This window comes from Granulicella sp. dw_53, from assembly GCF_018449545.1.
Taxonomy (GTDB): Bacteria; Acidobacteriota; Terriglobia; order Terriglobales; family Acidobacteriaceae; genus Edaphobacter.
Map to the genome: position 1 here is coordinate 361121 of NZ_JAAVUR010000002.1, position 12774 is coordinate 373894.

Consider the following 12774-nt stretch of genomic DNA (forward strand, 5'->3'; position numbering starts at 1 on the left):
GGCTCTTTTTATTGCGTGACTGCTTCCACTGGTTTATCCACCTGGGACTGGTAGACCTCTTCCACCCGCTCGACCGTATCGATCTCCTCTACCGGTTTGTCCGTGCGGATCCGCATGATTCGTGGAAACCGCAGTGCAAAGCCGCTGGCGTGACGTTCGCTCCGCATGATGTTGTTGAAGGCGACTTCCAGCACCATAAGCGGCTCTACGGTTCGGAAGTACCCTTGATCTTCGAGGGTGTGTTCCATCATCCAGGCGCTCATCTCTGCGATCTCCGCATCTGTCAGACCGGAGTATGCCTTTCCTACGTTCAGCAGCTTGCCCTCGGCTGCGCGGACCGCGAAGGTGTAGTCGCTTAGGATTCCTGCTCTTCGGCCATGGCCGAACTCCGCTCCTGTCACCACCACATCCAGCGTTGCGAGCTCGCGCTTCAGCTTCACCCATGCCAGGCCGCGCCTTCCGGGCTGATAGATCGATCCTGCTGCCTTCAGCATGACGCCTTCGTTCGCCCTGGCTCTGGCGTCTGCATAGGCTCGGTCGATATCCTCTGCGCTCTCTACCAGGCGCGAGGGCGAGATCATGAGGCGGTCTACTCCGGCGTCTTCCGCCTCTGCAAACATCAGCCCTTGTGCTCCTCTCTTGCGCTCATCGACTGCCAGGGGCGAGCGCGTGATCTCGACCAGTCTCTCGACCACCGTTTCGAGCTTGTTTCGCCTGTCGCGTAGCGGCCAGTCCAGTGCGAGGGCGCCATCGACGTACATCAGGTCGAAGGCCATGAAGACTACGGGAATGGTCTGTCGCCACTCGTTCGAGACTCGTTTCCGGCCGATCCTCTGGCCCAGAACGGCAAAGGGAAGCGCGCGCGCCTCCTTCAGATCCCATCCGAGGATCTCTCCGTCGAGAATGAGCGGACCGGTTCCTGCGGTGTCTACCTTGGCGAACGCTTCTTCCAGCTCGGGGAAGCTTTCGGTGATGTCCTCGCGGTTGCGAGAGTAGATCGCTACTCGTCCTGGCTGTTCCGGATCTCCACAGTGGACCTGCGCTCGCATTCCGTCGTACTTATCCTCCAGGAACGCTTCGATCTCGTGCTTACTTTCTTGATCTGCGGGCAGAGCTTCTTGGCTTTCGCTGTCGCTGAGGTCCGTTGTGCTTAGGACATCCATCGGCGGAGCATCTACGAACTCCTCTGCTTCGGCGTCTATCTCTTCCTCATCTCCTGAGCGGTTCTCCTGCTTCTCTGCTGCGGCCTCTACTGCCACGCTCATCTCCGCCTCTCGTTCGGGGTCGGTCTTCAGAGCTTCTATGAGCTGAGTCTCTGCTTCTGTCGCTGCCTTCCGCTTCTTCGTCTTCTTCTTCGCGGGCGTTGCTGCGGGTTTCTCGGTGAATCGCTCGACTGCTTCCTCTGGGCTATCGACTGGGGAGGCGAGCATGAAACCAAGCGGGTGGAAGAGCCGCATTCGCGCCTCTGCGAGGGTTCCTCCGAAGGCGCGTTGGACGGCGCTTGCCAGATCTGCCTCCAGCATTACGGCGTTTCTTACCTCGGCTACCGAGACCGGAGAGGAGGCTTGGGAGGCTGCTACGGCGATGGCCTCTTCCACCAGGCTCTGCTTCACGCCGATGCGCATATCTCCCAACATCAGCTTGAGGAGGTACTTCGCCTCCAGTGGGGTGGCGAGCCGCAGCATTCGTTCTACATGGCCTGCGCGCGAGGCTGTGGTCTTCGCGACTGCCATGGCAGCGAATGCCTCTGTGACCTCCGAGAGGGTCAGGGAAGGCTGCGGCGCGGCGATGGATTGCAGGAGGTCGAAGGCTGCTGCTCCGAGGTCTCCGTGTCGCCTGTAGGCTGCGGTCAACTCTGCGTCGGTGGCTTGGGAGACCGCGATGAGAGCCTTGGTCAGGAGCGCTCCTCCGGCGTTGAGCTTCCGGGAATCGGCTTCGGCGAAGGGGGTTCCTGCGAGATACAGGGCGAACCATCCGGCGTCTTCGCTGTGTGGAGCGTCGTTGTGCGCCTGCAGGATGGCAGTGGCGATCGCTTCGCGCTTCCTGAGGCGGCTCGCTTCGGCTGCCAATCGTTGCGCCAACTCCGCTAGATCCAGAAACGCAGCCATCGGGAGAGCCTTTCCTGGGAGTATGAGTGGTCCAGAATATGTGGATGCTTCATTTGCAGTTTCCGGTAGTAGACGTGAGGGAAGCTTTGCGAGACCAGCCTTTTTTCAACCTCTTTTGGTTATGAGGAGGCATCGAATGAGGTACGTTGGAAGGGCAACAGTTAACACAAGGAGATTTAACGATGGATCGTAATGCGACCGCAGTCTGGCACGGCAGCATAAAAGAGGGTAAAGGCACCATCACGACGCAGAGCGGGACGTTGAAGGAGACGCAGTACAGCTTTGCTGCGCGTTTTGCCGAAGGCGTGGGGACCAATCCTGAGGAGTTGATCGCAGCGGCGCATGCGGGCTGCTTCACGATGGCGTTCAGCGGGCAGCTGACCGAGGCAGGCTTCACGGCGGACACGATCGAGACGAAGGCAGTGTTGACGCTCGACCTGCACGGGGAAGCTCCGACGATCACGAAGATTCATCTGACGATGACCGCGAAGGTTCCAAACATCGATAAGGCGAAGTTCGATGAGCTGGCGCATAAGGCCGAGGTCGGTTGCCCAGTGTCTCGGGTGCTGAAGGCGGCGGAGATTACGCTGGACGCTTCGCTGGTCTAGTCTGTCAGCCCTGGTTGGGCCCTGCTAGTACGGTCCTGAGCCAGTGTCATGCTTGATGAGCGCCCGCCCCTCCCGGCGGGCGCTATCTTATGGGCAGGGTGCCCCGGTGTGTTTCCCCGGAGATGGGACCCCTCCCCCGCCTTTTTGCGCAAAATCTTCATTTCGCTAGGCTTCGTCCCGGACTTCGCTGGGCTCTTTTGCAGGCCATTTTGACTAAAAGCAACTCGACCTATCGTCGGTCTGGCTGCCTTCGGTCTGCGGAGGGCAAAGTTGTAAAGAGCTTCTGACTCTCCGCGCTGAGCGGTCAGAATGACACCTTCTGTTTCTTTATTCTCTACTTCTATTTTAGCGAGGGGAGCATAACTAAAGTGCCACTTGGATCTCGCTGATGGGAAGCGAGTTACGTGGATTTGGGGCTTGACATGGCTTTTGCTGGGGTATTGCTGAGGAGGTGGGTGTAAAGCTCTGTTTCTACTGTTGTTAGTGCGCGTGGCTGTGGCCGTGGTGATGGTGGGCGCCGACGGCTTCCAGCTCGGGCGGGGCGGAGCAGCCGTGGGTGGTCTCGCAGCCCTTGGTCTCGAACTGGATGGTGGTGTGGGTGATATGGAAGCTGTTGCGAAGGGTCTTGTTGATGCCTTCGAGGATGCATCCGCAGTCGGACATGGGCATGTCGGCGATGGTGACGTGGCTGGCCAGGGCGTGGGAGCGTGAGTCGAGGGACCAGACGTGGAGGTCGTGGACGTTGAGGACTCCGTCGACGGATTGCATGGCTTCGCGGATGTTGGCGAGCTGAAGGTTGCGCGGGGTGCCTTCGAGGAGGATGTTGAGGGTCTCGCGGACGATGCCGAAGGAGCTATAGAGGATCATGCCGGCGATGAGGATGGAGAGCGCGGGGTCGATCCAGGTGAGGCCGGTGAAGAGGATGCCTGCGCCGCCGGCGATGACGGCGGCGGTGGAGAGGGTGTCGCCGAGCATGTGCAGGAAGACGCTGCGGATATTGACGTCTCCGGAGAACTTCCAGAGGAGGGCGGCGACGGTTCCGTTCATCAGAACTCCGGCGAGCGCGACCATCATCATGAGGCCGGGCTGGACGGCGACCGGGTGGCTGAGGCGCTCGATGGCGGTAATGGCGATCCAGACGGAGAGGACGATGAGGGTGACGGCGTTGACGAAGGCAGCAAGGACTCCGGCGCGCTGGTAGCCGAAGGTTTTTTCGGCGGTGGCGGGGCGCGTCTGGAAGTAGACGGCGACGAAGGAGAGCAGGATGGCCAGAAGATCGGAGACGTTGTGGCCGGCCTCGGAGATGAGCGCGAGGGAGTGGGCGCGGAAGCCGAAGTAGAAGGTCGCGACGACGTAGGTCGCGGTGAGCGCCATGGAGATCTGGAGGACGCGTTGCATCTTCCGGTTCGGAGTGGCGACCATGTGCATAAGACTATTTTAGACCTTATGGAGCTAAACCCTGATTTGGAGGATAGTTTTGGCGATTATGCGTGGGAGTGTGGGGTAGATTGCCGGTTGGGCTGAGAGGCGGGGGGCAGATGCGGGGCGAGGGGGTCGGGATGAGCCGCGCCCGGCGGGTAGGAGGCTCCGAGGCGCAGGCCGCTCCAACTTTCGGCGACGACGATGCTGTTGGCGGGGTTGCGGGGGTCGAAGCGGACCTGGATGGGAAGGTCCACGCGGACGTGACGGACGTGCTCTTCGAGGGCGCTGACGTCCTGGGCGCACTCGTAGGTGACGCCGGCGATGACGTAGCTATAGACGAGGACTGCGGGTACGTCCGACGGCGTGGAGTCGCCGGAGGCGATGAGCCACTGGGTCTCGGTGATGCTGCCGTCGGTGATGCGGCCGGTGAGGGCGAGGAGGTCGCGGCGGGCGCGTTCGATCTCGTCGGGGGTGGGCTGTCGGCGGGTGAGGACGTAGCTGGTGACGCCGGCGGCGACCGCGATTCCGAAGCCCACGGCCAGGATGTTCCGGGGGGACCGGAGGAAGAGCGGCAGATGGGTTGGAATGTCCGGAAACACGGTTCGATGAAGGTCTCTGGCGAGAAGAATAGCGTATCGCAGGCGGGTGCGGGAGGCAGAGGGCTGCGAAGAGTTCCATGAGATGCATGGCGCGCCATGGAGACGGGTGGAGTCAACGCACCAGCTTCAGGTTTCCGGTGAGCTGATTGATGAGATGAGCCGGGCCGTAGAGAGCGAGGGCGACGTACTCCAATGCGTCGGCGGTGGTGGCGGCCATGCGGTCGAGGTAGTCGTCGTAGGTGCGGCAGTACTGCGCAAGCCGGGAGAATGCAAAGAGGGAGAGCTCCTGGACGTTGCTGGCCCGGAGGTGCAGCCGCGAGAGCTCTGTCGAGGAGGCAGCCAGGATGGGCATGGGAATCGATACGAGGCTGGAGTGCTGCTGTCCGGAGGCATCGACCGGCGTGGGGCCGAGGATGGCTGACTCATGGCCGCCGATGGAGACGCCGAGCACGGCTACGGCGTTGGCCATGAGGCCTGTCGGCAGGCTCTGATCCACGATGATGACGCACTTCGCGGATATGGGTCTTGGAGGGGCGATCAAGGATGTTTGGGCTTCTGCGTTCATGCTGGGCATGTCGTCTCCTTTCGGGTGTCGAGCCTAATTGGGTAGCGGGGTCGGCTGCGGCGGGACGAGCTTCAGAAGCGCCGCGGCCAGGATTTGTAGACCGGCGGCGACGAGGGAGAGGGTCTTGAAGCCTGCCCTGGTGTAGATGGCTCCGGCCAGGGCTGTGCCGAACATGGCTCCGAGGTAGGTTGTCGCGCTGTTGAGTCCGAGGATCGCTCCCCGTTCCGTGGGCCTGGCGCGGGAGAGCAAGAGGACGATCATGTTGAGGCAGAGATGAGCAGCGATTCCCCAGAGGACCGCTACGGTGAGGATTGCGGTGAAGTTGTGGGTGGAGAAGGCCATCAGGACGTAGACGACGGCGCTGCCCAGGAAGGCGAGCGGAAAGAGGACACGGGTTCCGATGCGGTCTACGAAGCGGTTGGCGATGGCTCCGAGCCCAAAGCCTATGCCATAGGTCAGCACGATGATGCCGGCCTTGCCAGCGGAGATCCCCAAGGTGTGGCGTACCTGATCGCCTAGAAACGCGTAGACGCCGTAGAAGGCTCCGGTGCAGGCGAGACAGAGAGCCAATCCTACCGCGACGCCTGGATAGCGGAGCGGGGCGAGGATGTTGGTTCGACGGCGTGTTGGTTCAGTCGCAGGTGCTTGGTTGGGTAGTTGCCAGATTCCCACGGCTGCGAGGGCGGCGCATGCGGCCAGGGCGAGGTAGGAGAAGCGCCATCCGAACCTCTGGGCGATGAGTGCCGAGATGGGGATGCCGGCCACGAGGGACAAGGACCAGCCTATGAGCACGCGTCCGAGCGACCGAGCCTCTTCGCCGGGTTTGGCGATTACGGTTGCCATGGCGTAGCAGGAGGGCAGGATCAAACCTGCGCCGAGGCCCGCTAGAAGCTGCGCGGCGGCGAGCAGATACGGATGAGTGGCGAAGGCGCTGGCCAGCGTCGCCACGAAGAGAGCGGCGGCGCCGAGGAGGAGGGATCGCTTTGCGCCGATCCGGTCGATGAGCGGAGCAAGGAAGAGAGCGGATGCGGCTGTGCCGCCTCCGTAGGAGGAGATGACCCGGGCAATGGAGAGGGTGTTGGCATGGAGCGAGTGCGCCACGTCGGAGAGGATGGGGCTGAGCATCAAGCCGTTCGAACCGACGACCCCGACGGTGAGCATCAAAATTGATGTTTCGATGATAATCGACGAGTTTGATTGATGGTGTTCACTCATTTAGCGAGTATGTCTTATAAAATTAGAAAATAAGGAGGAATATCTGAAGATGAATGAAACTTCGAATGGGGTTCAACGCAGGCCAATTGGTGCGGCCAAGTTGGACGATACGGATCGAAAGTTATTAGCCTTGCTGGCGGAGGATTCCACCCGCAGCTACTCCGAACTGGGCAAGATTCTTCATCTTTCTGCGCCTGCCGTTCATGAACGTGCGAAGCGGCTGAAGCAGGAGGGCGTGATCAAGGCGACGATCGCTTTGCTGGATGGGGGCAAGATTGGCCGTCCGCTGCTGGCGTTCGTTCATGTCGATACGAAGAGCTGGGCTGTGACTCGTCAACTTATCCAACTCGCCGATCTGCCGGACATTGAGGAGATTCATACGGTTACGGGGGATAGCGCCATGTTGCTGAAGGTGCGGACGCGCGATACGCAGTCGCTTGAGGATTTGCTGGGCCGCATTTACCAGATTGAGGGTTTCGAGGGGACTCGGAGTTATATCGCTCTTTCTACTTATCTGGAGAGGGGCCCTAGCCCGATCCTTTGATTCGCATCTCTGCGGGAAGGGCGCGCCGAGGGCTGGGCTGGGCGCGATAGGCGATATACTGATAGGTGCCCATGAAGCCGTCCTTTTCTTCTTCTCTGCTTGCAAATTCGTCTACGACATTCTCTGACCGTTCTGACCGTAAGGTGGCTGCGATTCCTTTGGCCCATCCCCTGGATCTGGGGGAGGGAAGGCGGATTCGGTCGACCACTGTGATCTGCGTGCGCCGGGGGGACTCGGTGGTGATGGCCGCGGATGGCCAGGTGTCTCTGGGTGCGACGGTGATGAAGGGTACGGCGAAGAAGATTCGCAAGCTGTACAACGACAAGGTGCTGGCGGGGTTTGCCGGGTCGACGGCGGATGCGTTCAGCTTGTTTGCGCGGTTCGAGACGAAGCTGGAGCAGTATGCGGGGAATCTCGGACGGGCGGCGGTGGAGTTGGCCAAGGACTGGCGGACGGACAAGATGCTGCGGCAGCTTGAGGCTCTGCTGATTGTGACGGATGCGAAGCAGACGTTTTTGTTGAGCGGGACCGGCGATGTGATCGATCCGGATGAGGGGATCGCGACGATTGGAAGCGGCGGAAGCTATGCGCTGGCGAGTGCCCGGGCTCTGATGGAAAACACGGATTTGAGCGCGCGAGAGATCGCGGAGAAGAGTCTTAGGATTGCGGGACAGATCTGCATTTATACGAATGACCAGATCATGATTGAAGAGTTGAAGGCGGAGCCGATGACGAGCTTGTAGGCGTGAGTGCAGGTTGCTCACTGCAACGGGTTCGGAGTGAAGAGTTCGCAAGAAAGAGTAGGAATTATGGCAATTTTTTTACCGGGAACTGCGGACGATCAGGCGCTGGCGCTGGATGAGATGACTCCGCGAGAGATCGTGATGGAGCTGGATAAGTACGTCGTAGGGCAGCATGCGGCGAAGCGAGCCGTGGCGATTGCGCTGCGGAACCGGATGCGGCGGCAGAAGCTCTCGCCGGAGCTGGCGGACGAGATCATGCCGAAGAACATCATCATGATTGGGCCGACGGGCGTTGGCAAGACGGAGATTGCGCGGCGGTTGGCGAAGCTGACGAACTCGCCGTTCCTGAAGGTGGAGGCCTCGAAGTTTACCGAGGTTGGGTATGTCGGGCGGGATGTGGAGTCGATTGTGCGGGATCTGGTGGAGATCGCGATCGACATGGTTCGGGAAGAGAAGATGGAAGAGGTGGAGGATAAGGCGGAGCTGGCGGCGGAGGATCGTCTGCTGGATCTGCTGCTGCCGCCTACTCCGGGGGTGACGCCGCCTGCGCCGGGAGTGACGCCGATCTCGCAGGAGACGAGCAACCTGATCGAGCTGCCGGTTGCGGTGTCGGATGAGAGCTCGCCGGAGAGCAAGAGTGCGGATCAGAGCAGCCATGACCGTACGCGGGAGAAGCTGAGACAGCAGTTTCGTGAGGGCAAGCTGGATGAGCGGACTGTAGAGCTGGATGTGCGCGACCGGAATCAGCCGAGCTTCGAGGTGATCACGAACCAGGGCTCGGAGGAGATGGACATCAACCTGAAGGACATGCTTCCGGGGCTGTTCGGGCAGCGGACGAAGAAGCGGAAGATGAAGGTTGCGGAGGCGTTCGAGTATCTGGTGCAGGAGGAAGAGAGTCGGTTGATCGATATGGATCAGGTGACTCGGCTGGCGGTGGAGCGGGTTGAGGACTCGGGAATGGTGTTCCTGGATGAGATCGACAAGATCGCCGGACGCGAGGGCGGTCATGGACCGGATGTGAGCCGCGAGGGTGTTCAGCGGGATATTCTGCCGATCGTGGAAGGGACGACGGTCAGTACGAAATATGGGATGGTTTCTACGGATCACATCCTGTTTATCGCGGCTGGAGCGTTCCATGTGTCGAAGCCGAGCGACCTGATTCCGGAGCTGCAAGGGCGGTTTCCGATTCGGGTGGAGTTGCAGTCGCTGACGGTGAATGACTTTGTACGGATTCTGACGGAGCCGAAGTCTTCGCTGGTGAAGCAGTCGACTGCGCTGCTGGAGACGGAAGGGCTGAAGCTGGAGTTCACCAAGGAAGCGATTCAGGAGATGGCGCAGTTTGCCTTTCGCGTGAACGAGACGACGGAGAATATTGGGGCGCGGAGGCTGCATACCATTCTGGAGCGGGTGCTGGATGAGATTAGCTTCCAGGCTCCGGACCTGTTCAAGAGTCCGAGGGCGGAGATGACCGAGGAGGGTGTGGTCGGCGAGATTGGGGTTTCGGCTTCGCTGACTTCAGAGCCACAAGTGCCTTCGCCTCCGCTTCCGGTGATCGAGCGGAAGAAGGAAGATGGGACGACGGAGAAGGTGATCGTGGTCGATCCGGAGTATGTGCGGCAGCAGGTGGCTTCGATTGTGAAGGACCAGGATTTGAGTCGTTATATTTTGTAACTTGTGTTGAAGCAATAAGCAGGGCGGCCTATTTGGCCGCCCTGCTTATTTGTTGCGATGTTTGTGCGAGGGTGGAAGAAGACAACCGCAGGTCCTTCGACTGCGCCACTCGCGGTGAGACTGCGAGTGGCTTCGCTCAGGATGACAATTTCTGGGTTGTTCTTTCTGTGCTGCTTTTCTCTGCTGGCTTTTCTGTGCTGACTTTTAGGCGTTGGTTTTTATGCGTTGACGGTTTGGCTTAGCTCGCTGAGGCGCTTGGCGAGGAGCTTTTCGAGGTCTTCTAGGGCCTTGGAGAAGCCTTCGATGCCTTCCTTGAGCTTGTCGTGGGCCATGCGGTCTTCGGCGTGCAGCTTCTCGAAGGTCTCCTTGTCCATGGGGATCTTCTTGATGTCCAGGGAGGCTGCGTGGGCGGGGTCGAGCTTGCGGGGCAGTTCGCCCTGGGTGGACTCGAGCTCGGCGAGGAGCTTGGGGGCGATGGTGAGGAGGTCACAGCCAGCGAGCTCGGTGATCTCACCGATGTTGCGGAAGCTGGCTCCCATGACGACGGTCTTGTAGCCGAACTTCTTGTAGTAGTTGTAGATGGTGGTGACGGACTGGACGCCGGGGTCTTCGGCTCCTACGTAGTCTTTGCCGGTGTCCTTCTTGTACCAGTCAAGGATGCGCCCGACGAAGGGGGAGATGAGGGTGACCTTGGCTTCGGCGCAGGCGACGGCCTGGTGGAGGCCGAAGAGGAGGGTCATGTTGCAGTGGATGCCTTCCTTCTCAAGCTGCTCGGCGGCCTTGATGCCTTCCCAGGTGGAGGCGAGCTTGATGAGGACGCGCTCGCGAGAGATGCCGGCCTTCTCGTACTGCGAGATGATGTCGCGGGCGGTCTCGATGGACTTCTCAGAGTCGTAGGAGATGCGGGCGTCGACCTCGGTGGAGACGCGGCCGGGGATGATTTCGAGGATCTTGCGGCCGAAGGCTACGGCGAGGGTCTTGAAGGCGTAGGCTGCGACCTCTTTGTCGGTCGCCTTGTCTCCTGCGCTGTCGCGGGCCTGCTTGAGGACGTCGTCGACGATGGACTGATACTCGGGCATTCCAGCGGCGGTGGCGATGAGCGAAGGATTGGTGGTGGAGTCCTGCGGCTTGTACTGCTTGATCGCGTTGATGTCTCCGGTGTCGGAGACGACGGTGGTCATGCTACGAAGCTGTTCGAGTAACGATGCCATGGTGTTGTTGCTCCTTGTGGTGAATCGTGCCGATTCACGGAATGTCTCGTTTGGAGAGATGGTGGCTCTCGTGAAATCTCTTCAAGTTTAGGATAGTCCGCTGCGGCCTGGGAATACAAACGGGTGAAACTCTTTATAGTGCGGCTGGGTTTTCCTCGGCTGCTGCGGTGTTTTCGAGGATGCTGAGGCCAGCGATCTCTACTTGGATGCGGTCTCCGGGGCTGAGGGAGCCTACGCCGGCGGGAGTTCCGGTGGGAATGAGGTCGCCGGGTTCGAGGGTGATGGCGGCAGTGATGTAGCGGAGGAGATGGGGGATAGAGAAGATGAGGTCGGCGGTGGAAGCTTGCTGGACGATCTTTCCGTTGAGGCGGGTGGTGAGGGTGACGGGAGCTTCGATGGGGTCGATCTCGTTGGATACAAGGGGGCCGGTGGGGCAGAAGGTGTCGAAGCCTTTGCCGCGGGTCCACTGGCCGTCGGACTTCTGGAGGTCGCGGGCGGTGACGTCGTTGACCAGGGTGTAGCCGCGGATGTAGGGGCGGACGTCCTCGTTGGGGCCGAGATGGCGGCAGCGGCGGCCGATGACGATGGCGAGCTCGCCCTCGTAGTCGACGCGGCTGGAGAGGCTGGGGAGGAGGATGGTTCCGCCGGGGGCGAGGAGGGAAGAGGGTGGCTTTAGGAAGAGGAGCGGCTCTTTGGGGAGCTCGTTGCCTAGTTCGGCGGCGTGATCTTTATAGTTGCGGCCGATGCAGAGGATTTTGGAGGGAGTGACCGGGGGTAGGAGGGGAAGAGCCGACAAAGGCTGGGGCTGGAAGGGGCCGGGGAGGCGGGTGGCGGCGAGGTCTTCGGCGGGGACCTCGTTGGGAGTGAGGAGGCGGGTCGCCCAGAGGGTGCCTGCGCGGTCTTCGATGGCGGCGTAGGCGGTGGTGGAGTCGGATTGGAATCGGCAGTAGCGCATGGTCTTCTTTGTCTTGGCCTCCTGTTTTTAGGGGGTTAGGTGGTTTTGGGGATTGACATGTGATTTTGGTGGGAAGATGTCGCAATGAAGTTGACGGTGATTATGGCCAAGAATACACTTGCCGTCCGGAAACGCCTTGAAAAGGGGAATGGGCGTAAAAATCGGTGTGACGAATGTATCAAACTTGGCTGACTGAAGAGGGCTCTTGGTAAGAGGGCCCCTTCGCTCGGGCACTTTGGCGGGTTGGGGAGAGCCCGGGGCTGAAGCCCCTTTTCTTGCGAGTTCTTTTTCGTAGGGCTAAAGCCCTACGCTTAATCCGAACTGCAACTGCAACTGCAATTGCAATTGCAAATACAAAAGCAAGAACAAAAGCAAGAACAAAAGCAAATACAGGGGTCCTTCACTGCGTTCAGGATGACGGCGTAAAACAAGCGACTGCAAGTGCAAGGACAGCAGCAAGGGCGTGACAACTGCAGTAATAAAAACAACTGCAGCAGCAAAAGCCACGACAACAGCCACTACAACTACAACAGCGACAGGCGACAGGCGACAGGCGACAGCAACACCAACAGCAACTACAACTGCAACGGCAAGTGCAACCGCGGGTCCTTCGACTACGTAACTCGCGATGAAGCTGCGAGTTACTTCGCTCAGGATGACAATTTTGGGGGGACAACATTTTTTTGGCAGTGGCAGTGGCAGTGGCAGTGGCAGTGGCAGTGGCAGTGGCAGTGGCAGTGGCAGTGGCAGTGGTGATGGTGTTGGTGATGGTGATGGTGATGGAATGGCGGTGGGGATGGCAGCGGCGGCGGGGGAGATTTGGAGAGGCTTCCTTAGTGTTGCGGGGCGGATTTTGCTTGTCGTGGACGGATTTTTGCTGTCGATTATTTTTGTAAAGACACGCGGTGATGGGAAATATTCCTTTTTGATTGTGAATATTTGTAACGTGGAGTGTTCTTTTGGTGGGTGGTGGAATTGGGTTTTGGTAAGGGGTTGTCCGTGTCACAATCGATTTAAGCAGTGTTCCGGTTTGCTTGCCGCTGATGCGCACAGTTGAGTGGGTCTTAATGTATGGCCCGCTGGTGCGTCCTTTGGAGTCATTCAGGATTTGCCTGCATCCGTTTGGTGGAATC

13 protein-coding genes are annotated in these 12774 nt (G+C 59.9%); 5 read left to right on the forward strand and 8 right to left on the reverse strand.

The window, feature by feature from the left end; all coding sequences use genetic code 11:
* Positions 1-8: 8 nt before the first annotated feature.
* Complete coding sequence (locus HB393_RS04445; protein ID WP_213803939.1) at positions 9-2108, reverse strand: ATP-dependent DNA ligase; 2100 nt, start codon at positions 2106-2108, stop codon at positions 9-11.
* A 182-nt stretch (positions 2109-2290) separates the two neighbouring features.
* Between HB393_RS04445 and HB393_RS04450 the strand changes: the two genes are divergently transcribed.
* Positions 2291-2716 (forward strand): OsmC family protein, encoded by a 426-nt coding sequence (locus tag HB393_RS04450; RefSeq protein WP_213803940.1) that lies wholly within the window; start codon positions 2291-2293, stop codon positions 2714-2716.
* A 480-nt stretch (positions 2717-3196) separates the two neighbouring features.
* Here the strand turns inward: HB393_RS04450 and HB393_RS04455 are convergent, their stop codons facing one another.
* The 4 genes from HB393_RS04455 to HB393_RS04470 form a co-directional block, all read right to left on the reverse strand.
* A complete protein-coding gene (locus HB393_RS04455) occupies positions 3197-4144 on the reverse strand; it encodes a cation diffusion facilitator family transporter (protein WP_213803941.1) in 948 nt (315 codons plus the stop codon).
* Positions 4145-4200: 56 nt separating this feature from the next.
* Positions 4201-4737 (reverse strand): hypothetical protein, encoded by a 537-nt coding sequence (locus HB393_RS04460; RefSeq protein ID WP_213803942.1) that lies wholly within the window; start codon positions 4735-4737, stop codon positions 4201-4203.
* A gap of 112 nt (positions 4738-4849) precedes the next feature.
* Positions 4850-5311 carry a DUF2000 domain-containing protein gene (locus tag HB393_RS04465; protein WP_213803943.1) on the reverse strand — a complete coding sequence of 154 codons (462 nt, stop codon included), beginning with the start codon at positions 5309-5311 and terminating at the stop codon, positions 4850-4852.
* A 24-nt stretch (positions 5312-5335) separates the two neighbouring features.
* Positions 5336-6517 (reverse strand): MFS transporter, encoded by a 1182-nt coding sequence (locus HB393_RS04470; RefSeq protein WP_213803944.1) that lies wholly within the window; start codon positions 6515-6517, stop codon positions 5336-5338.
* Between the two features lie 49 nt (positions 6518-6566).
* Here HB393_RS04470 and HB393_RS04475 point away from each other — a divergent pair, with 49 nt between their 5' ends.
* From HB393_RS04475 to hslU, 3 genes are all read left to right on the forward strand, one after another.
* Positions 6567-7061, forward strand: coding sequence for an Lrp/AsnC family transcriptional regulator (locus tag HB393_RS04475; protein ID WP_213803945.1), 495 nt, complete (start codon positions 6567-6569; stop codon positions 7059-7061).
* A 71-nt stretch (positions 7062-7132) separates the two neighbouring features.
* Positions 7133-7804, forward strand: coding sequence for an ATP-dependent protease subunit HslV (gene hslV, locus HB393_RS04480; RefSeq protein ID WP_345945026.1), 672 nt, complete (start codon positions 7133-7135; stop codon positions 7802-7804).
* Positions 7805-7870: 66 nt separating this feature from the next.
* On the forward strand, positions 7871-9475 hold the full coding sequence (gene hslU, locus HB393_RS04485; protein ID WP_213803946.1) for an ATP-dependent protease ATPase subunit HslU: 1605 nt from the start codon (positions 7871-7873) through the stop codon (positions 9473-9475).
* A 218-nt stretch (positions 9476-9693) separates the two neighbouring features.
* Here hslU and HB393_RS04490 read toward each other — a convergent pair whose 3' ends face one another.
* From HB393_RS04490 to HB393_RS04500, 3 genes are all read right to left on the reverse strand, one after another.
* Complete coding sequence (locus HB393_RS04490; RefSeq protein ID WP_213803947.1) at positions 9694-10686, reverse strand: transaldolase; 993 nt, start codon at positions 10684-10686, stop codon at positions 9694-9696.
* Between the two features lie 133 nt (positions 10687-10819).
* Positions 10820-11641 carry a fumarylacetoacetate hydrolase family protein gene (locus tag HB393_RS04495; RefSeq protein ID WP_213803948.1) on the reverse strand — a complete coding sequence of 274 codons (822 nt, stop codon included), beginning with the start codon at positions 11639-11641 and terminating at the stop codon, positions 10820-10822.
* A 297-nt stretch (positions 11642-11938) separates the two neighbouring features.
* On the reverse strand, positions 11939-12160 hold the full coding sequence (locus HB393_RS04500) for a hypothetical protein (protein ID WP_213803949.1): 222 nt from the start codon (positions 12158-12160) through the stop codon (positions 11939-11941).
* 109 nt (positions 12161-12269) lie between these two features.
* On the opposite strand from HB393_RS04500, the gene HB393_RS04505 reads away from it, so the two are divergent.
* Positions 12270-12698, forward strand: coding sequence for a hypothetical protein (locus HB393_RS04505; protein ID WP_213803950.1), 429 nt, complete (start codon positions 12270-12272; stop codon positions 12696-12698).
* Positions 12699-12774 lie beyond the last annotated feature (76 nt).

Coding starts and splice junctions, on each gene's coding strand:
- HB393_RS04475 (WP_213803945.1), top strand. CDS start 6,567: ATGAATGAAACTTCGAATGGGGTTCAACGCAGGCCAATTGGTGCGGCC.
- hslU (WP_213803946.1), top strand. CDS start 7,871: ATGGCAATTTTTTTACCGGGAACTGCGGACGATCAGGCGCTGGCGCTG.
- HB393_RS04495 (WP_213803948.1), bottom strand. CDS start 11,641: ATGCGCTACTGCCGATTCCAATCCGACTCCACCACCGCCTACGCCGCC.
- HB393_RS04445 (WP_213803939.1), bottom strand. CDS start 2,108: ATGGCTGCGTTTCTGGATCTAGCGGAGTTGGCGCAACGATTGGCAGCC.
- HB393_RS04465 (WP_213803943.1), bottom strand. CDS start 5,311: ATGCCCAGCATGAACGCAGAAGCCCAAACATCCTTGATCGCCCCTCCA.
- HB393_RS04490 (WP_213803947.1), bottom strand. CDS start 10,686: ATGGCATCGTTACTCGAACAGCTTCGTAGCATGACCACCGTCGTCTCC.
- HB393_RS04455 (WP_213803941.1), bottom strand. CDS start 4,144: ATGCACATGGTCGCCACTCCGAACCGGAAGATGCAACGCGTCCTCCAG.
- HB393_RS04450 (WP_213803940.1), top strand. CDS start 2,291: ATGGATCGTAATGCGACCGCAGTCTGGCACGGCAGCATAAAAGAGGGT.
- HB393_RS04470 (WP_213803944.1), bottom strand. CDS start 6,517: ATGAGTGAACACCATCAATCAAACTCGTCGATTATCATCGAAACATCA.
- HB393_RS04505 (WP_213803950.1), top strand. CDS start 12,270: ATGAAGCTGCGAGTTACTTCGCTCAGGATGACAATTTTGGGGGGACAA.
- hslV (WP_345945026.1), top strand. CDS start 7,133: ATGAAGCCGTCCTTTTCTTCTTCTCTGCTTGCAAATTCGTCTACGACA.